18 protein-coding genes are annotated in these 20,459 nt (G+C 42.8%); 6 read left to right on the forward strand and 12 right to left on the reverse strand.

The genetic code is table 11. From position 1 onward, the window contains the following. Positions 1–86 precede the first annotated feature (86 nt). Both I588_RS02145 and I588_RS02150 read left to right on the forward strand, forming a co-directional pair. Positions 87–845 (forward strand): IclR family transcriptional regulator, encoded by a 759-nt coding sequence (locus I588_RS02145; protein ID WP_010757295.1) that lies wholly within the window; start codon positions 87–89, stop codon positions 843–845. 38 nt (positions 846–883) lie between these two features. Further along, positions 884–2,500, forward strand: coding sequence for a PucR family transcriptional regulator (locus I588_RS02150; protein WP_010757296.1), 1,617 nt, complete (start codon positions 884–886; stop codon positions 2,498–2,500). A 76-nt stretch (positions 2,501–2,576) separates the two neighbouring features. Here I588_RS02150 and I588_RS02155 read toward each other — a convergent pair whose 3' ends face one another. The 8 genes from I588_RS02155 to opp3b form a co-directional block, all read right to left on the reverse strand. Continuing rightward, positions 2,577–3,824, reverse strand: coding sequence for an MFS transporter (locus I588_RS02155; RefSeq protein ID WP_010757297.1), 1,248 nt, complete (start codon positions 3,822–3,824; stop codon positions 2,577–2,579). A gap of 83 nt (positions 3,825–3,907) precedes the next feature. Next, positions 3,908–5,299, reverse strand: a complete 1,392-nt coding sequence (allB, locus tag I588_RS02160; RefSeq protein WP_281169981.1) for an allantoinase AllB — start codon at positions 5,297–5,299, stop codon at positions 3,908–3,910. Then, the gene (gene allW, locus I588_RS02165) at positions 5,295–6,776 is read right to left on the reverse strand and encodes an allantoin permease (RefSeq protein WP_010757299.1); all 1,482 of its coding nucleotides are present in this window, start codon (positions 6,774–6,776) and stop codon (positions 5,295–5,297) included. Before allW ends, allB begins: the two co-directional genes overlap by 5 nt. A gap of 349 nt (positions 6,777–7,125) precedes the next feature. Continuing rightward, positions 7,126–8,349: a pyridoxal-phosphate-dependent aminotransferase family protein gene (locus I588_RS02170; protein WP_010757300.1), complete on the reverse strand. Its 1,224-nt coding sequence runs from the start codon at positions 8,347–8,349 to the stop codon at positions 7,126–7,128. 152 nt (positions 8,350–8,501) lie between these two features. Further along, positions 8,502–9,455: an ABC transporter ATP-binding protein gene (locus I588_RS02175; RefSeq protein ID WP_010757301.1), complete on the reverse strand. Its 954-nt coding sequence runs from the start codon at positions 9,453–9,455 to the stop codon at positions 8,502–8,504. A gap of 30 nt (positions 9,456–9,485) precedes the next feature. Beyond that, complete coding sequence (locus tag I588_RS02180; protein WP_010757302.1) at positions 9,486–10,535, reverse strand: ABC transporter ATP-binding protein; 1,050 nt, start codon at positions 10,533–10,535, stop codon at positions 9,486–9,488. Positions 10,536–10,543: 8 nt separating this feature from the next. Next, a complete protein-coding gene (locus I588_RS02185; RefSeq protein WP_010757303.1) occupies positions 10,544–11,575 on the reverse strand; it encodes an ABC transporter permease in 1,032 nt (343 codons plus the stop codon). Next, a complete protein-coding gene (opp3b, locus tag I588_RS02190; RefSeq protein WP_010757304.1) occupies positions 11,575–12,516 on the reverse strand; it encodes an oligopeptide ABC transporter permease in 942 nt (313 codons plus the stop codon). The genes I588_RS02185 and opp3b overlap by 1 nt, the downstream gene beginning before the upstream one ends. Before the next feature lie 147 nt (positions 12,517–12,663). On the opposite strand from opp3b, the gene I588_RS02195 reads away from it, so the two are divergent. Beyond that, a complete protein-coding gene (locus I588_RS02195; protein WP_010757305.1) occupies positions 12,664–12,993 on the forward strand; it encodes a hypothetical protein in 330 nt (109 codons plus the stop codon). Between the two features lie 3 nt (positions 12,994–12,996). Here I588_RS02195 and I588_RS02200 read toward each other — a convergent pair whose 3' ends face one another. Further along, positions 12,997–14,661 carry a peptide ABC transporter substrate-binding protein gene (locus I588_RS02200; protein ID WP_034693280.1) on the reverse strand — a complete coding sequence of 555 codons (1,665 nt, stop codon included), beginning with the start codon at positions 14,659–14,661 and terminating at the stop codon, positions 12,997–12,999. Positions 14,662–15,460: 799 nt separating this feature from the next. On the opposite strand from I588_RS02200, the gene I588_RS26325 reads away from it, so the two are divergent. Then, the gene (locus I588_RS26325) at positions 15,461–16,495 is read left to right on the forward strand and encodes a hypothetical protein (protein WP_010757307.1); all 1,035 of its coding nucleotides are present in this window, start codon (positions 15,461–15,463) and stop codon (positions 16,493–16,495) included. A 78-nt stretch (positions 16,496–16,573) separates the two neighbouring features. On the opposite strand, the gene I588_RS02210 is transcribed toward I588_RS26325, so the two are convergent. Beyond that, positions 16,574–17,926, reverse strand: a complete 1,353-nt coding sequence (locus I588_RS02210) for an esterase/lipase family protein (RefSeq protein ID WP_010757308.1) — start codon at positions 17,924–17,926, stop codon at positions 16,574–16,576. Positions 17,927–18,067: 141 nt separating this feature from the next. On the opposite strand from I588_RS02210, the gene I588_RS02215 reads away from it, so the two are divergent. Both I588_RS02215 and I588_RS02220 read left to right on the forward strand, forming a co-directional pair. Next, positions 18,068–18,673 carry a cell division FtsX domain-containing protein gene (locus tag I588_RS02215; protein WP_010757309.1) on the forward strand — a complete coding sequence of 202 codons (606 nt, stop codon included), beginning with the start codon at positions 18,068–18,070 and terminating at the stop codon, positions 18,671–18,673. Between the two features lie 10 nt (positions 18,674–18,683). Further along, on the forward strand, positions 18,684–19,160 hold the full coding sequence (locus I588_RS02220; protein WP_010757310.1) for a hypothetical protein: 477 nt from the start codon (positions 18,684–18,686) through the stop codon (positions 19,158–19,160). 69 nt (positions 19,161–19,229) lie between these two features. Here I588_RS02220 and I588_RS02225 read toward each other — a convergent pair whose 3' ends face one another. Next, positions 19,230–19,793, reverse strand: coding sequence for a YbhB/YbcL family Raf kinase inhibitor-like protein (locus I588_RS02225; RefSeq protein WP_010757311.1), 564 nt, complete (start codon positions 19,791–19,793; stop codon positions 19,230–19,232). Next, positions 19,793–20,386: a Crp/Fnr family transcriptional regulator gene (locus tag I588_RS02230; RefSeq protein ID WP_010757312.1), complete on the reverse strand. Its 594-nt coding sequence runs from the start codon at positions 20,384–20,386 to the stop codon at positions 19,793–19,795. The genes I588_RS02225 and I588_RS02230 overlap by 1 nt, the downstream gene beginning before the upstream one ends. Positions 20,387–20,459 lie beyond the last annotated feature (73 nt).

Here is a 20,459-nt window from a genome sequence, read left to right on the forward strand (position 1 = left end):
TGAGAGCGGTCTCTTTTTGGCAGCTCGTTTTACGATTTGTTCATAGTGAACAATTGAACAATATTAATTCCAAGGAGTCTATCGATATGGAAGAAAAACATATGAAAGTGAATCACTCGCTGCAAAAGGCTTTTGCCATTATTGAAATGATGGCAGAAAGCGGTGCGGAACTGCCGCTAAATGAGATTTCTAGGCAAACCGGTTTGCCTAAAGCAACAGCTCTGCGTCTGATTTATACACTGCAAACCATGGGATACATTCAGCAAAATTCTCGAACCAGTGAGTATTCTCTCTCACTCAAGTTCCAGCTATTGACCAATCATACAGATATTTACCATGATATGATCGAATTAATCCGTCCATTTATGCAAAGGGTTTCAAATCACTTGGCAGAGGCTACGTGTCTTTCCTTGTGTGACAACCAGGAGCTGGTCTACATTGAATCAATTGATAGTCTCGATAACCTGCTTAATGTTACTCAAAAAATCGGTAAACGAGCCCCTTTGTATTGCACTGGCGCAGGTAAGCTTTATTTGTCTGCTATGACTTCTGAAGAACTCACTCGCTACTTAGATGAGACTCCACTGTTGGCGTTAACCGCACATACACTGACGACTAAAGAAGCACTTCAGCAAAAAATTTCTGACATTCAGCACGCAGGTTATTCGCTAGATGAAGAAGAGTGTGAAATTGGCGTTAAGTGTGTCGCTGTACCGATTCGCGATAGCCAGGGGAAAATTATTTGTACCTTAAGTGTATCGATGCCCGCCATTCGAGCCACGGAAGAGAAAATTCAGCAAACCATTACTACTTTGAAAACAGTCAGCGCAGAAATTCCTTTATAACCTACTAAAAATGCTGAAAAAACAAGGAGGGAACCTTTTTGACTACATTAAAACATATTCTAGCTATTCAACGTTTTTCCGAATTGCAGCTGATTAATGAAGGGGCTGATTTGGAGCGTCCTTTAGATACAGTGGAAATTTCTGAAACACCGGATGTCAGTTACTATATTCCCAGCAATGCCCTACTGGTAACCACTGCCATGGCCTTTCAAGATGACGTGGAGGGCTTATGCGAGTTTATCCGTTCCTTAGCCCGTGTGTCTTCTGCCGGAATCGCGATTAAGGTAGGCCGCTTCCTCCCAACCTTAGACCAACGGGTAATTGATACTGCCAATGAATTATCTTTTCCAATTATTCAAATTCCCATGAGCATGACCTTGGGAGATATCTCCCATAAGCTTTTAAGCTACATTTGGAAGGATCAAACGGAGCAAATCTTTTTTTCTTTAGAAATCCAACAAAAATTTGTTAACCTAATGATTCGTGGTGCATCACTGGATACCTTGATCAAACAGCTCAGCTCTATGATTAAGCAATCGATTATTTTAGTGGATTCCTTTGGACAGATTACCTGCTCCAGCTTGCAGTTTTCTAATTACGATCTGTTGAATTCCCAACAGAAAACTCAAAGCCTGCTGGAAAAAATCAAAGATTGTCAGCAGCGCAAAGCAAAGGAAAGCTTTATCTTCGAGCTGGCTGAGGATGAAAAAACCTTAATTAGTGTCTTTCCGATTGGCTCAGATCGCTATTTCCCCTTTATGCTGGTGATTTTTGAAGCCGAAAAGCTGCCGTATCCCTTCTCCCAATTCGCCATTCAGCAATCCTTGACGGTTCTGACCCTAACCTTATACAAGGAACAGACCTTAAAAAATGAAAAACGGGCGGAGCGGCGCAGCCTGCTGACGTATTTACTGAATCATTTAACCTTGACTGAAGATGCCGAATGGCTGGAGTATAAAAAGCATTTTCCCATGCTGAACTCCAATTATTATCGAATCGTCTACATTCATGCTGTCATTCCTATGAACAAGCAATATTATTCCAAGGAAATAGATGCTTTAATTTATGATTATCTCTATGACAACGTCGAAAAAAAATATAAGAGCATGATGCTTTTTCCTACAGAACAGTTGAATCAATGGATCTTTATTGTGCAGCAAAAGGAAGATATTTTACCGATACTTGAAGAGGTTCATGATTATCTGGCCAAGTTCTTTAGTGTTTACACTCGCTTTGGCATTGGTGATCCAGTTAATAACATTGATCTGCTGCATTTTTCTTACAAGGAAAGCAAAAATGCTCTTGAGGAAGCTGAGGGCTCGAATAAATTTGTTTACTACAATAAGATTCAAGGAATTAAGCGCATTACTGAGAATGTTTCAGATGAGGATTTGCGTTACTTTTGTATCTCCATCTTGAAGAATCTGGCTTACCCTGAAAATCAGCTGGACATTGAGCTGCGCCGCACGATCATGACCTATCTGGATAATCAGTGTGAAATCACTAAAACGGCTGAGGCTTTGTTTATTCATCGCAACACAGTGAAATACCGAATAAAAAAATGCGAAGAATTATTCAACACACCTATCAACGATCCTGAATTTTCTTTGCAGCTGAGGGTCGCCTTGTTTCTATCTGAGCCGGAAGCCCATTAGAAGGAAATTTACTCAAAAAAGCTCGAACAGTTATCAGTCTTTAAAGTCTGAAACCTGTTCGAGTTTTTAGGCTGCATTAATTAGAATTGTTTACTACAGCATTGGTCGCCTTTTCCTGGCAAAATCTATTAATTAAATAGAACACCAAAGTACCGGCTAAAATAATGCCAATCGCTAGATAAAATGCATAAACTTTAGTCCCGGTGGCATCCGAGATAAAACCAGTAACCGATGGCACGATAACCGATGCCGACATTCCAAAGAAATTAAACACACCATAAGTCGTCGCAATACTCTTTTTAGGCGCAAACTGTCCCAGCCAGGAAATGATAATCGGCTCCACGGCCAGCTTACCAAAGAACCCATACGCCATAATCCCAAAAACCAACAGCATTTGGTTGGAGGTGGTAATGGTGAAGAACAGCATACCAGCTGCCAAGATTTCTAAAATGATAATAATCGTGGTTTTTTTGGTAGGAATCTTATCGGCAATTCGGCTAAAAAATAGTGCCCCAGGAATAGCCGTGAAAAAGACCAGGGACGAGGCCAGCCCAATCGCTGTCCCTTGAAACCCGCGTTCCGTTTCTAAAAAGTTCGGCAGCCAAGTATCGATTAAATAGTAGGTATACAAGGTCGAAAAATAGAGAATATAGGCAGCAATCATCGGCAGTTTAAACAAGTCTTTGATGGAGCCTTTGCTTTTCGATGTTTCGACGGCTTTATGATTGACGTCTTTTTGCTCCGGTCGGATAAATTTGCCAAAAATAATGACCATAATCCCAATTAGAGCAACTGTGGCAAACAGCAAGTACTGCCAAGGCAGAACGCCCTCACCGACTAAGAAGCTGGAAGAAACCAGGCCTAAGCCGCTGCCGACAGCTGTTCCGCTATTAACAATCGCAGTGGCCAAGCTTTTTTTATCGGCGGGTACATACTCGGTTGTCAATGAGTAAGCCACACCATAATAAGTTCCGCAGCCTAAACCGGCTAAGACACTCCCAGCAAAAACCGCGGTTAAGCTGCTGGCGCTTGCCACAAATAAAGTCCCTAATCCAAACAGCAAAAAGCCGGGAATCATAATTTTTTTCTTACCAAAGCGATCGACTAAAAGCCCTGATGGAATCTGCATGCTGACATAGCCTAAGAAATAAAAGCTGGAGATGTTCCCCAGCTGAGCATCGGTGGCCCCGCCAAAATAATTACTAATGATGGGATAAATCGGGGTTAGCACCGTCCGATAAATCCAGATAACAATCCAGCCTGCAGTTAAGATGAAAATGATCTGCTTCCAATAGGGAGCTCGCTTATTTTCATTGATTTCCATTTATTACGTCCTCCCTTATCTAAAAAGGCTTCGCCAGCTTGGGCGAAGCCAAACCAATTAAATTGCTGCCAGCAATCTAGCTATTATTTTTTGATGAATTGTCCAGGGAACTCAGCTGTTACCCCTTCGCTTTGGCTGTAGATACTTTGTCCCCGTAAAATGGTTTCTACTACCTGAGCGCCAATTTCACGACCAATGTAGGGACTGATTTTGTTGCGGTATTCTAAGTCTTCTGCCTTCAACGTATACGGTGCATTTGGCTTGATTAATACAAAGTCAGCATCTTTGCCTACGCTGATCCGGCCTTTAGTATCTAACCCAAAGCGGTCAGCAGGATTCGTCGCAATAATGTCAGCGAACTGCTTCAAAGACATGCCGCGTTTTTGTACCCCTTCGTCATACATCACATCTACGTTGTTTTGTACACCTGAAATTCCGCCCCACGCTTCGAAGGCATTTTCTTTATCCTTCAAATCGGGCGTACATGGTGAGTGATCCGAGGTAACAAAGGCAATTTCTCCTGCCATTAATTTGTCCCACATAGCTGCCCGGTTTTCTAAGTCGCGAATCGGTGGTGAGCATTTCACTACTGGCCCGATAGCATCCAGCTCATCAGTATGGAAGTACAGGTAATGCGTGCAAGTTTCGCAGGTTACATCCACCCCTTCTGCCCGAGCTTTGGTTACTTCTTCTACCCCTTCAGGACAAGCCACGTGACAGATGTGAATGCGACAGCCGGTTTCTTTAGCGAACAAAATCGCCCGGCGGATAGGTTCCACTTCGGTAAAGACTGGTCGGCTTTCAACGTAAGCTTTCAAGGTTGTTTCACCATTTTTGTAGGCTAAATCCCCTAATTTGTCGGTGATTGCTGCGTTTTCCGCATGAATTGCCAACACTTTGCCTGTTTTAGCGATTTGCTTCATGCCTTCATATAACGAGTAGTCATCCACATTCATGAAGTCGCCATCAATCGTGCGATCCCCGCAGGTAGCCATAAAGCATTTGTACGCTGCTACGCCGCCGTCATTTAATTCTTGAATACCGCCTTCAAGGTTTAACGGAGTCAGACCGCCAAAGGAGCCCACATCCGAACGTAATTTATTGTCGCCAGCTTGGTACTTAATCTCCAAGCTTTCTTTGTCGGTGGTCGCCGGTACTTGGTTTAACGGCATTTCCATGAAAGATGTTACGCCGCCTTTAGCACAAGAAGCAGTTCCGGTTACATAGCCTTCCCATAAGTCGCGGTAGCCGCCTCCCGGATCAGTAATATGCACATGGGCATCCACCATCCCAGGACTGACAACCAAACCAGCAGCATCGATTACTTTCTCGCCAGCTAAATCGTCTCCAATAGCTGAAATAACCCCATCCTTCACTGCAACATCTGTTTTGACTTCTCCGCTTTCTAAAATAACCAGACCGTTCTTAATTACTAAATCGTGATTCATACTTTTTTCATCCTCTCTTTTTTTAATCAAAGGCTTCTTCAGTTTTTCCTGCAGAGCCTAATTTCTTCAAACCAAGGTAAATAGCAAATGCACAGCCAAAGCCAACCAGCCAAGAGACGTTAGAGATCGCTTGCATTGCGGGAATGAATTGTCCGCTTAAGGAAACAATCAACGCAATAATTGTAGCGATATAGGCTTGACGATTAATTCCACGATAAATATTTTTAGAATTATCGGCTTTTGGGTCAATGTACAAGGCATTTAAATCAATTGTTTGTTTGCGAATAAAGAAGTAGTGAGCGATCATCACACCTGCAACCGGGCCAAGTACGGCACCAATTGAATTCAGGAAAATAAAGATACTGTCGGCATTTTCCATCAGCTTCCAAGGCATAATGACAAAACTGATTAAACCAGCAAGAATAACCCCTTTTTTATAGGTCATTTTTTTCGGGAATAACGCACACAGCTGGTAGGCTGCTGGAATAATATTTCCCGTTGCATTGGTAGAAATCGTTGTCAGTAAGAACACTGTCATGGCTACGATAATCGCCGGGAAGCTGTCCCAACGATCCACGATATTCAAAACGTTCCATTCTTGAATACCATAATGAATCGATCCGCCAATCAAAATAGCTACACTTGAGAAGGCAAAAATCACGTACGCAACCAGCAGGCTCGCCATTTGACCAACCGTTTGATCTCTCGTAGATTTTGCATTTTGAGTAAAGTCAGAAACACTGGCTCCTGGAGCAGCCCAAACGGCTAAAACCGAGTTAATGATCATAAAGTAAGCAAATACAGGGTTCATTGCTTGAGTTGCACCAGTCGTATCAAAGTTCAAAATTGGTCCAATTCCGCCCGCAACCCGCAAGGCCCAAATAGCCATTCCACCGAACACAATGTAAATCAAGGGACTTAAAATAGCGGTAAATTTGTTCAGCATGTCGCCGCCGCCAATTCCGATCAACACGTTCAAGGCCCAAAAAAGTGTAAAAGCGATTAAACCAGGAATACCAATTCCGAAAAAGCTGGCGTCGCCTCCTAGAGCCAAAAAGCCGGGCCAAACTTTGCCGATTAAAACCAATAATGCCAAAGAACCGGTATAGTTCTGTAAGCCAAACCAAGCGATTGCTGCAACACAGCCTCGCAGAAACCCAGGAAGCTTGGCCCCAATATCACCATAGGTTGCGCGCAAGTGAAGCGCAAAAGGAATGCCGTATTTCGATCCGGCACGTCCATTCATTGTCATAAATAACGCGACCACCAGTGCACTGATGACTAAAGCAAACATCACATTAATTGGCGATAATCCCAAAAAGAGAAAGCCTCCCACCGCTGTATAATTCGGAATGTTGTGCACTGAACCCATCCAAAGGGTAAAATAATTCTTTACACCCATATTTCGTTTCTCTAAAGTTTTAGGAAGCATGTCTTCGTTGTAGCCCCGCCCTTTAAATTGAGCGATTTCCTCTTGAGAAACCTGGTAATCTTCGTTCTTCAATATCCCTTCCTCCTAACTGCAAATCAGTTCGAATGCCTGATATCTAAGAAAAGCTGCTTAGTATCAAAGCTGCGTGATAAATTGAGAAGTGAATCCTTATAAGCAATAGAATGAACGCGCGTTTTTACCGATGAAAGACCGTCGTCTTCCAGCTGACTGCCAACCTGAAGTTTTCCTTTCCTTTATCGTCTTTTATTGTAAGCGGTTAACCCGTTTTCTACATTGGTCATACTTGCTAAAAGAAGAAGAGAATCTTTGTGCTTTTCGAACAAACTGCCTGTCTAGAAAGAAAAAAAGAGCAGGAAAGGGCTCGTTTCTGGGCGATTTCCATACTCTTACAATTGACTACTTAATAGCTTTCCTTTTCATAATACGTCAACAACGTACGCAAGGCTGCATTAGGGTCTAGGCCTTTCACACCACTATTCACCAGATAAGCTGAGAAAATAGTGACAAAGGTCACGATATTCATTTTTTGGACGACATAGCCCATTGTGCCAATGCGCCAAATCTTGCCGTGCAGCGCACCAAAAGAGGAGGCGATTTCTACTCCATACTCTTTTAACAGACCACTGCGAAAGGCTTCTCCATCTAAGTTTTCCGGGATTTCGACGCAGGTAACCATCTTCATTTCATGATGATTGTCACTATAAATGGTTAGTCCCAAGGCTTTTAAAGCTTTTTTCAAAGCGGTATGATGATATTCATGACGCTGAGCTCGCTTCTCCACCCCTTCTTCTAAAGCTAGACGCAAGCCTTGATACAAAGCATACATCATAACGGTTGCTTCGGTATGGTGGTTCAGGCGACGCTCACTCCAGTAATCCTGCAGCTGAGTTAAATCTAAATAATTACTGGTAATAAAGGGATTATCTGCCTCATCTTCGGCAGTCCGGATACCACTTTCCACTCGTTTACGTTTATTAATTTCCTCCGCAAAACGATCATTAAAGGTAATCGGCGTAATACCCGAAGGAATCGACAAACACTTTTGTGCCCCGCCAATTACTGCATCCAGTTCCCATTCATCTACCGGAATCACCGTACCCAAATAGGTTGCTACAGCATCAACAACGGAGAAGACTCCTCGTTCTTTACACGCTTTACCCAGTTGATCCATCGGCTGCATCCGGCCAGTAGAGGTTTCTCCATGGACCAAAGCCAAAACCTTTGGCTGAATTTCATCCAAAGCAGCAATGATTTCTGCTTGATCAAAAACTTCCCCCATTGGACGTTGGATTGTGTGTACCTCGCCACCTGCGCGCTCCGCTAATTCAACCAGCAGCTGACCAAAACGACCAATGATGGGAACTAAGACTTTATCCCCTGGCTTAACAATGCTAGCAATCACAGCTTCAATTCCCGCTCGACTAGTCCCGTCAATTGGAAAAGACCATTTATTTTTTGTCATGAAGGATGCGCGAATCATCTCCATCGTTTGATTCATGATATTGGTAAAATCAGGGTCAAATTGTCCTAAGATAGAGGAGCTCATCGCCTGAGATACTCGCGGATCAATCCCCACCGGTCCGGGAGTCATGATTAAACGTCTTTCTATTCTCAATTCTTCCATTATTATCCACTTCTTTCCTACTATTACTTTTATCTTAATCGATTTTAAGTAAGAAAACGTTGTTCATAATAGACAATTGCCAGGGAAATAACTGTTTAAAGAAACCAAAAAGACAGGCAAAAGACCAAAAGCGGCCGCTTTTGGTCTTAAACTCAGCTGACTGCCTTAGCAGCCGCTTTTTTCTTTTGTAATTTTTTCGCAAAATAGGGAACTTCGTCTGCTGAAGTATAGACAAAGTGTCCCGGGGCTACCTCTCGCAGCTGACGCTCTTTTGTGTCGCGCGGGTCAGCTTGATAAGTAATCCGCTGCCGCTGACGTTCGTAAGCTGGATCTGGCAATGGAATAGCTGACAACAGACTTTCCGTATATGGATGCACCCCATAATGATAAATGTCGTCACTGCTGCCCATCTCTAATAAGTGGCCGTTGTACATTACGCCGATACGGTCACTGATGTGCTTCACCATCGACAAATCATGGGCAATAAACAAATACGTTAAGCCATGAGACTTCTGCAAATCCTGAAGCAAGTTAACCACCTGTGCCTGAATCGACACATCCAAGGCCGAAATCGGCTCATCACACACGATAAACCGTGGATCTACCGCTAAGGCCCGAGCAATGCCAATCCTTTGACGTTGTCCCCCAGAAAACTCATGAGGATAACGGGAACTATGGCTGGGATTCAAACCGACTGTTTCCAGCAGCTGATTCACCCGCTGATCCCGTTCCTGTTTAGATGCCACTAGGCCGTTAACATCCAACCCTTCAGCAATAATATCCTTCACCTTCATACGGGGATTTAATGACGCATGGGGATCTTGGAAAATCATTTGCACATCCTTGCGAAAGGCGGTTTCGGCTTTTTTACCCTTGATTTTAGTAATATCCTGACCATCGTAAATAATTTCGCCGCCAGTTGGCTGATTCAGGCGCAGAATCGTACGTCCAGTAGTTGATTTTCCGCTGCCGGATTCACCTACTAGGCCAAATGTTTCCCCTTCATTAATATGAAAGCTGACATCGTTTACGGCCTTCACTTCATTTTTTCTTCCTATATTAAAGGACTGCTTCAAGCCCTTCACTTCTAATAAGACTTTTGCCAACCTAATTCCTCCTCCTTGAAACTGCGGTAATCATTTTTGCAGCCGTATGCCATGATGGTTTTGAAACAATTCCCAGCGGCGCAGAATTTCCTGCGGGGGAGTAACCGTTGGAGCCTGCGGTGCCAGCAGCCAGGTTGCTGCCTTATGGGTTTCCGACAAGTGGAAAAAGGGCGGCTCCTCTTGGGTGTCAATTTCCAGCGCAAAGGGATTGCGAGGATAAAACGCATCTCCCTGAGGCGGGTCCAGCAAATCCGGCGGTGAGCCTGGAATGGCAAACAATCGTTCGTTGGCATCATCCAAGGTGGGCATTGATCCTAACAAGCCCCAGGTATATGGGTGTTGCGGATTATAGAAAATCTCCTCAGCAGTTCCCACTTCAACAATCTTCCCAGCATACATAACGGCCACCCGATCAGCCACATTTGCTACTACGCCTAAATCATGGGTAATAAAAATAATTGAGGTGTTCATTTTCGATTGGATATTTTTTAGCAGCTCTAAAATCTGCGCCTGAATCGTCACATCTAAAGCTGTCGTTGGTTCATCCGCAATTAAAATTTCTGGATAACAGATTAAGGCAATCGCAATTACAATCCGTTGCCTTTGTCCGCCGGAAAATTGATGAGGATAACTCTTCAAACGTTTTGGCGCATCAGGAATCCCGACTAGCTCCAATAATTCTAACGCTGCATCCATACTTTCCTTTTTTGAAACCTTCTTGTGCTTGCGCAGAGATTCAGCCACCTGTTTTCCGATAGGCATTGTCGGATCCAAGGAAGTCATTGGGTCCTGAAAAATCATGGCAATTTCCCTACCGCGAATCCGGCGCATTTCTTTATCTGATTTATCGACTAAATTTTCGTTTTTGAAGATAATTTCTCCATGGTCAATGTTAGCATTGGCCGACAGCAGCTGCATAATCGCGCGACTAGTAACTGATTTCCCACTGCCGGATTCGCCTACGATAGCCAGTGTTTCTCCTTTATACAGATCCAAATCCACTCCGCGAATGGCTTTGACTTTGCCGGCATAAGTATCGAAGGAGATGTTTAAATTCTTCATTTCCAAAACTTTTTCCATCCTGTGTGTCACTCCTTCATCTTTGGATCAAAGGCATCCCGTACACCATCAGCCAACAGATTGAAACAAATCATAATAACCGAAATGGTGATCGCCGGAATCCATAATAAGTATGGCAAATACAAGAAGGTCTTGTAGCCGTCATTCAGCAAAGTTCCCAGTGAAGCCGCCGGTGGTGTCAGCCCCAGCCCGATAAAGCTCAAGAAGGCTTCAAAGAAAATGGCTGAGGGAATGCTGAACATCATTTGAATGATGATGACACTGGAGATGTTAGGCAAAATATGCTTTAAAGCAATCCGCCATTTGGGCTCGCCCAAGGTCATGCCAGCTAAAACATACTCCTGATCCTTTAGCTTAAGGGTTTGCGCCCGGACAATGCGGGCCATCGGAATCCAGTTGGTAATCGCCATTGCCGCTACAATTGAAATAATACCTGGCTTGAAAACCACCAGCATCAAAATCATTACCACTAAATTAGGTATTCCCGACAGAACCTCCAAGAAACGCTGCATCACGTTATCTACCCGACCACCGATTAACCCGGAAATCAGGCCGTAAACCACACCGATGGTAATATCAAACAGAGCCGCAATGAAGGCAATCAAAAGTGAAATTCGGGTTCCCATAAACAAGCGGCTTAAAACATCGCGACCTAAGCCGTCAGTTCCTAAATAGAAATTCACATTGGCTGGGACATCCGCTTCCTGATATTTATCCACCATCTGTCCAGCCACTTCCATCTTCCCGTTTAAGCCATCAATATCGACACCGGGAATCCGTGGCGGCAAATTAATGTAATCGATGTTTTGCTGGGTTGGATTATGGGGGGAGACGAAAATCGTCACTACTGAAATCAAAATAATGATGCCTAGAGCTGCCATTGAAATGACGGCCGCTTTATTTTTCTTCAAGCGGCGCCATGAATCCTGCATAAAGGTCAATGAAGGCATCGCAATTTCTTCTCGCTTAGCTGCGGTACTGCCCTGCAGCAGTTCAAAGGCACTCGCTGGCAGGTCTTTTACTTTTTTTGATACGTCCATTAGCCTTTGCTCCCTTCTGACAGGCGAATCCGTGGATCAACCAAGCCGTATAAAATATCTACGATGAAAATGACAACCACCAGCATAAAGGAATACAAAATGGTAACCGCCATAATGGTTGGATAATCATTGGTGGTAATTGATTTAACAAACTGCTCGCCAATCCCGGGAATGGCAAAAATATTTTCGACCACTAGTGAACCCGTCATCAGTGCCACAGCCAAAGGACCAATCAAGGTCAACAGAGGAATCAGGCTGTTGCGCAGGCCGTGCTTAAAGGCAATTTGCCAACGACTCAGCCCTTTTGCTCGAGCCAGCTCCACGTAATCGCTGTGGAGCACCTCCACCATTTCCGTTCGGACAAAACGGGCCGAATCGGCTAATGGCGACATCGCTAAGGCAATCGTCGGTAAAATAGTATAGATGAAGCCGTCCCATTTCGCGATGGGAAACCAGCCTAGCTTAATGGCAAAAACATATTGCAGCAGTACGGCAAATACAAAGTTGGGAATTGACCGGCCTAAGATCGCCATTAAGGTAGAGGAAGTATCCACCCAAGTATTTTGCTTCATAGCTGAAATAGTTCCTAGTAAAATTCCAGCTAAGGTCCCAAAAATAATTGCCTGCAAGCCCAGCTGCAGCGAAGGTCCGATCCGGCCAGCCAGCAAAGCGGCCACAGGCTGGTTTTTAAATTGGAAGGAAATTCCGAAATCACCGTGAAGCAGGTTGGATAGGTAAATCCCGTATTGGACAATTACCGGTTTGTCCAAGCCGACTTGACGATTGAGCATTTCAATCGTTTCCGGACTTAAACGTTCTTGATTGGTATAAGGGGTTCCTGGTAATAATTGCATCAGGAAAAAAGTGACTGTCGCAATCAGCCACAGGGTAATAATCATAAAAAATACACGGTTTAATAGATATTTTATGTAACTATTCAATGAAACCTTGCCTCCCTTTTTTGTGTTCAGTTATTGAACAGCTCTATCCTTTTTAGAAAGGCTTACCTACTCTTTTGCAGCCTTTATTCTTTGACTTCCCTTCTGATCTTCGTTAAATTACAGATAACGAAGCAAAAGGAGTTTATTATGAGAAAAATTGTCTTGCCCTTAAGTCTGGGCATTATTATTATTTTGGCAGTGGTCGGTTATTCAGCTTTCACCGATACGTTAACCTTACAAGCCTTGTCTGATCGTTTGTTTCTATTCAGTTTGCCGCTGATGATTGTCAGCGGATTTCTTTGGGTACGATCCTCGGGCTTTTTCCACCTGTTCCAGCAATCCTTTCAATTAAAAAAGCAGAAAAAGACGGCGGTTCCTTCAAGTTCTATCCCAGCAGGTCCTCTGATGTTTAGCCTAGTTCTGACTGGTCTATTATTGGGAGCCTCCCTTCTTTTTCTGTTCATTGCTAGTGTTTAAGCTTTATTCTTCAATAGAAGTCCACTTATAATCCCATGAGGCTCCAGCAGGATGGTGAACAATTCCTTTGACCTTTTCATTAATCAAATGACCTTCTGCCTTTTGATAGATTGGGGCAATCCCCATTTCATCCACGATCAGCTTATTGGCCTTTTGCAAGTCTTCCCAACGAGCCGCTTCATTGGTAGCGTTGGTAGTAGCTGCTGATTCAATCAATTTATCGTATTCAGGGTTGCTCCAGCGTCCACGGTTATAAGAATTCCCAGTGGTGAACAAATCAGTGAAGCTGCTTGGGTCAACATAGTCGGCACCCCAACCACCAAGCAATACATCAAAGTCTCCACTGTTTGAGCGATCCAAACGAACAGATAGCGGAACCGGTGTTGGTGTTACAGTCACACCAGGCAGATTTTCTTCAATACTGCTTTGCAGATATTCAATCAGCTTCTTGGTTGAGTCTGTATCTGACGCTAAAATATTAAAGTTCAAGGAATCAATGTTCAAGGCTTGCTTCGCTTTGTCCCAATGCTCCTTGGCTTTTTCTTTATTGTAGGAAACTAAATTGCCGGCTTCCTTAGCAAAATCTTCGTCGGTTTTTGGATCTTTAGACATATCCTCTGGAACTAGACCGGTTGAGGCAATCGAGCCATCCCCTAAAATTTGCTTCGTCAAGGCATCTCGATTGATTGAATAAGAAATGGCTTTACGCAAATCTTCATTGCGGAAAGGAGAATTGTCTTCCCGTTGGTTGTACTCCAAATAGTACGTCGTAGCTTCTTTAAAGGATTGATAGCTAGGATCATTAGCATTTTGCTGAGCCAGTTCGCCTGAAAGAATGACATCATCCGCTTGACCGTCCTTAAACAGATTCAACGCAGTCGAAGATTCTTTTACTACACTGACATTAACATCCGACAGCTTAACAGTATCCTTGTCCCAATAATTATCATTTTTCTTATAAGACCATTCGGTGTCCGTTCCTGGACCGTCAAAGCCTTCTAAGGTAAATGGACCATTGTAAACGGCTTTATCACTCTTAGTCGCATATTCCTTGCCGTTTTCTTCTACCACCTTTTGGTTTTGCGGGAAGAAGGATGGGAAGGCCAACAGATATTGGAAGTACGGTGTTGCTTGCTCCAAGGTAATTTCCAGCTCATGATCATTTACAGCTTTAATGCCTAATTCTGATGGTTGCTTCTCTCCTGCAGTAATAACTGCGGCATTTTTAACAGGTTCAAACAAGTAGGCATACTCAGAAGCCGTTTCCGGTTTAACCGTTCGTTGCCAGCCATAGACATAATCTTGGGCTGTTACTGGATCACCATTCGACCATTTTGCGTCCTCTCTTAATTTGATTTTATAAGTTAAACCGTCTTCACTAACCTCTGCCATTTCACTAGCACCGGCAGCTTGCGGCTTATTATCTTTATCTAAACGGTAGATTCCTTCATATACATTGTTTAACGCTGAGAAACTAATTGTATCGGTTGCCAGCGACAAATCAGCAGAAGGCATTTCTTGTGGAACGACGACATTGAACACCCCACTTTGGCCTCCGCCACCGCCTGCTGCACTGCTGCTCCCTGTATCACTGTCACTATTGCCATAGCATCCTGCCAACGCGATTCCACACAATGCAATAACACCAAACGCCATCATCTTCTTCATATACATTCCCCTTTTTCCAAATATTCAGATTACTCTGTGTTTTTTGATGATGGTTTGTATTCTAAATAAGTCGTCATTAAAAATCAATCATTTTATCTTAATCATAATGTTAAATAACTGTCATCATTAAGTTATAAACTCATAAACTACTAACAAAACACCCCTCAACCCCTGCTAAGTAATTTTAAATAACTCAAATTTTTATCTTTATATGTACCGATACTCATGTTATTTTTTCTAATAATTTTTATTTCAGATTCTGTCTTGTGATTTAATAAACTTCTAATTTTAAACGCTTATAAAAAGTAAGCTTCTGAAAATAACTATTTTTAGAAACTGATAAACAGTCGTTTTTGAAATTTAGACGTTTTTTTTTAAAAATATATTTATGTGCTTTTACTTGATGTTCAGCCTTAAACTAATTCACTCTAGACCTTTACCAACTACTTAGGATTTGCAAGATTTAGTCACAAATATGTGATCTTTTTTACCCCACGATGCGTTTGCCAATTTTTTGTACGTTCTAATCTCCGTTTCCTAATATTGTAAAAAAATTTTTTACCCAAGGTGATTGATTTTTAAAAACAATTTTTTTGTATAATTATTTTTCTTAACTCTTGGAAATTCAGTTCTGACAATCATTCGTAATTGTAGTAGTTTTTTTAAAATATCACCTATAATCTATTTTCCGCCGATTACAAAAAATAATCTCCGAGAAAAATAAGAAAACACTATTGATTTTCTATATCCTATTGTAGTAATATGAAACCGTATTCTTATAACGGCGAGGAGAGTTAAAATGACAAAAGTAAAGTTGGGCAGATCACAGGTATTTGGATTTAGAAATCGGAAAAATTTAGAAAAGCGCATAAATGACTACTATAAAGAGACTCAAGATGCCGTTCATGTCATCTTTTGTGCAATTGCCATTGCTGTACGAAATGGGTTGAGTGCGTCTGATTTTTCTTTCATTGCCAAGGAATTAATTCGGTCCTTATTCTTGGAAAACGATGCTGTTCGATCCATCCCACTTTCTTGTATTTACTTCCGCGATCATTTTAACGACGACGAATTGCAAACCGTTATCAACCGCCTATTCAACAGCCAAGAAGAATTTGAGCAATTAACCGAGAGCACTCGTTTATATATAGAAGATCTGCGTCCTTTATTGAACTCTAAGGAACAGCCTACCAAACAGAAATCCAATATGATTTCCTACTTCAAGGATGCCAATGGCAAAAAACACAGCTGGACCCTCAGCAATGTCAATCCTACTATCACAAAAGAACAACACTATGCCCTCCTATCGATTTTAGGAACCTTGGACATTTTTGAAAAAGATGGGGTCCGTCGTTTTGTGGAGCCGATTTATGCGGATTTCTTAATTTATAAGTCAGGCTTTGATAACAGAAATGAAGAAGAAGCAGTGAAATTGCAGCAAAAACTCAGCGGGAAGCTATTACCAATTACTACCCAAGTTGAAGTCGAAACCGCTAATGATGCTGAAACGGCTGAAGAGGAAACTGCTCTTAACCCTAACGATGATCAAGACATCCAGGCTCAACGGGATTTCTTAATGGAGAATTTCGATCCTTCCACCGTGCCGGAAGAAGAGCTTCCTGATTTGACGCTGAAAGCTATTTTAGAGAGGAAACCATTGCGGCAGGTTCAGCAGGAACAGGAGAAAGCAGATAGTGAAAAAAGCCAGAGTAAACGGCCACTTACTAGAGAAGAACGACTCAGACAGCTTCAAGCGCTGCGCAAGGGCAAGCCGCAGCAAAACAAACCAAGCATCATCAATCAAATCAACCGGCGGAGAAAAAAGCGGAAGTAGCGCGGCTTTTGGAGCGGTACAAAAAAACGCCCAACACATCATTCCCATGTGTTTGACGTCTCAAATTATGTTTAGCAGCTAATAGCCTTTTTCCTTTAGATCAAGAATCAGCTCTTTGTAAAATTCACGGACATCAAAGCCGTCAATGTTTTCCCTGGTTAAGTCAATGACATCGGCATGGGAAATTCCACGTCTGGCTGGTGGTTCCACTACTATGGTTTCTTCAAAGTAGCCCGCTGACTCGACTGAAACCAGCCCGTCATTGCGGCCATCAAAGTGCTTAACGATTGGATAAAAAAGATTCAAGGGAAACTTGCCGCTGCTGGCCTTTTTTACAAAGGTGGCAACACTTTGATAACGTACCCCCGCCATGTTCGGCATTTGCTGATTAAGTGTCAAACAGGCTTCGTCGCTTAAATCACTGACAGCCGTTAAAAAGTTGGGGTCAGAATCTCCCAGCTTGCGAAACGTTCCGTTATAAACAGCTTCAACAGCGCTGACTATTTTAGCCGGAGCTTTCTTCAGTAAGTAATTGGCAAAAATACAGCCTTGATGAGGCGTATTAATGGTGGTCAAAGAGGCCACATAGGGTGCGCTTCCACAGTTGGAGATAGCATAGCGGCTGTCGAGACCACCTTTAGAGTGAGCAATGATATTTACTTTTTCACAGCCCGTCTCTTCGACAATTTTCTGAATCTGCTCTGCCAGCTGTGCACCACAATAAGCTACTGCCTGGGCAGAATCTTGATTGCCGTAATAGATTTCAGCTCCTCGCTGCTTTAAAAAGCGAGGGATGCGTCCCCAATAATTGAGGGCTTCAATATCTCGAAAAAAGACCCCGTGAACCAGCAGGATCGGGTATTTTGTGCGGCACTGCTGCGTCTCGGCAGCTACCTCGTCGACTAAATCCTTTTGATATTCAAATGCCAGCTCTCGTTCAACAATGGCAATTACCTTCAGCAGCATGTAAATATTTACCAAAGGAATCCATCCGCATAAGACAGCAAGAATCCGCATTTTCAGCCCTAACTGAACAGAAGTTAGAAAGACCCGAATCATCCCGTTCCAAAATAATACAGCTTCCAGCAACATAAACCAAGCCGCACCTGCCAAGGCATGGGGCCAGAAGATTTGATTAAACAGCAAGAAAAAAAGCACCATTACTAGCATCAGCAAACAGCTCATGATAAAAATCTTCAAAGATAGACAGCCGCTGTAAAGAATACTCAAGTGCCTGCGCTCAAACTGTTTTGCTGGAAAATGATGAATCAGCACCAACGACGCCGCCAAGCTAGCCACAAAAACCACCAGCTTAATTAGAAATCCCGATAACCCTGCCAAGCAGATAATCGGAACCACAATACATAAGTTGTATAGAAACGCATATATAAAGGTGTAGCTAGCATCTCTCAGTAAAAAAGCCCGCAACATCGTCACCCTCCCCCTTTTCCTTCTATTAAAGTATAGCATAATCCTTTGATGGTATCCTGACTGTATTGACAGGCTCAATTTCACCTCTGCTATTTCTTCAAACTGCGAGATACTTTATACTTGTAAAAAAAGGAGAGTCCAATGACTAAGTTTGCCTCCATCACTATTGATGCCCTTTTGCAAATCAAGCGCAACTCAACGGTCACTTTTACTAACTTAGGCTTGAGCTTGCTCTTTTCCCTTCTATTAAATGGATTAGGCAGAGTTTATTTGGTATTAGTAAAAGCTAAGCTGGAAAATCAACAGCAGCTGGATACCTCCAGCTTGGTAAGTGCACAGCAGCAGCTGATTTTATTGTTGACTATTTTTCAGGTTTTGACAGCTGCAGCGCTTTTGACTGCCGCCGTTTTAGGAACGCTTTATTACAGCACCATTTTTACGAAACATTTCCTTGCTGCCAAGGAAGAATTTGCGATTATGAAGTATCTTGGTGCCTCCAGCGGGTATGTAGCCTTCCCCCTCTTTTTAGAAACTTGGCTGACTCTGCTGGCGGGATTCGGCTTGGGCACTAAATTTATCCGCCTGCTGTATCAAGGTATTGCTGATAATTCTGGAACTGCCCTGCGAAGCTACTTAATTCAACCCGTCTATTTCATCAAAGCCGTCGAACTGCCAGTGATGATTGCCTTGACGCTCATTTCGCTTGTCCTAACGCTTCGTGCTTATCAGAAAATAGAGACCTATTAAGGAGAATCTAATGAAAAAAAGACGACTCACATTCTGTTTACTACTAAGCTTTGTATTTTGGCTGAGCGCCTGTACGCCTGTTTCCAAAATGGAGACCTTATCAACAGCAGAAACTGACTATGAAGTACTGAAGTATGGTTCAGAGGATCTTGTCGCCTTTCCTTCAGCTAAGCTCACCTTTTTAGAAAGTGGCAAAGACAGTTCAGCTATTTTTTATTGCAGAATTAAATGGACCAACGAATCAGAAGAGATTCTTTCATTTAATGAAATGTTCCCTATCTTTAAAGGTGAGCAGGTCAAAGAGCCCAACGACCCAAATGCTCTGCCACTGGACCTGCTGGAGCTGCCTGATGCTGAGAAGAAAATCCCACCCCCAAAATCGCAAAGCTTAATCCTTCGATTCAAGCTGGAAAATCAAAAAGATAAGGTCTACTTAACCTTTGGAACCATTGATGGCTTTGAAAAGCATTACGATGTGGATATTTAACAATCAAAAAGCATCCGCTTCACGGTCAAAGCCGTAAAGCGGATGCTTTTTATTCCTATTCGGCTAATTTTAGTCTCCTGGGTATTCCCCAATAACAGAACCATATTGTACAATGTGCCCCTCCATTGCCGCTAACAATTCTTCCTTTTTTGAAGTGGTTTCCAGCGTCAATTTTTTATTCAGCGCAAAAACGTGGTACTTGTACCGATGACTGCCAAAGGGCGGCTTAGGTCCACGGTAACGATGCTTGCCATAACCGACTCCCTGACTAGCTCCTGATAGCTCTGGCACACTTGGTCCATGAGGAATTGCTTCTGAAATCACTTGCTGGACAGGAAGGTTCCAAATGACCCAGTGATTGTACACCCCCATCAGCGGATGATCAATGTCGTCCATGATTACAGCTAAAGAAACGACGTCACTATCTAAATCAGACAGTTGCATTGCTGGTGAAATGTCCTCACCATTACCAGAGTATCGTTCTGGTATCTTTCCATCCGAACCGAACGCTGGAATCGTGACCGATAAAGGCTGATAATTCTTGTCAACCACAATATCCGGCTTTTGTTTCAGTTTGATTAGCAGGACAGCAACGAGTATAACAGCTAAAATAGCACCCAAAATTTTTGCCATCAGACTTCCTCCCTTAATGTACGGCGGATTCGACTGAGGGAAACTGGCGTGATACCTACATAGCTAGCAATGTGGGCATGATTGACTCGTTGATCAATGGTGGGAATCATTTGTTTCAATTCAACATAGCGTTCGGTGGCATTTTGATTAATCAAGGCGGTTTCTCTCATTAACTTATGACGCAAGGTTTCTTCTAGTAAACCGATATATATCCAGGTTAAAGCGGGTTCAGCTACCATCAGCTCCTGAACTTTCTTGCAATCAAAGCATACTGTCTCACAGGGTTCAACGGCTTCGAAGTTGCACATCACCTGGCCACCGTAAACGACATTGTGCGTACCGAAGACTCTTCCCTCCTGCATAAAAAGATGGGTCAGATCATTGCCCTGACTATCTAAATAAAACTTACGAACGAGTCCCTTTACCAATAAATACAGCCGACTTTCCGTGTCACCAGCAGCAACAATTAACTCACCTGCTTGGAACTCAACTTTAGTTCCCAATGACACAATTTTTGTGAAAAGCTCCTGATTGATGGGTACTTTTTGATAGCAGTTAATTAGTTCGCGAAGACTTGTTTCAATTCCTGTCATCACCAGCTGCCTCCATTCCTTTTTTTATATTGTAAAGGTCTGAAGGAACTCTGTCATTATCATAAGATAAGTA

It is taken from the genome of Enterococcus pallens ATCC BAA-351 (assembly GCF_000407485.1).
Classification (GTDB): domain Bacteria; phylum Bacillota; class Bacilli; order Lactobacillales; family Enterococcaceae; genus Enterococcus_A; species Enterococcus_A pallens.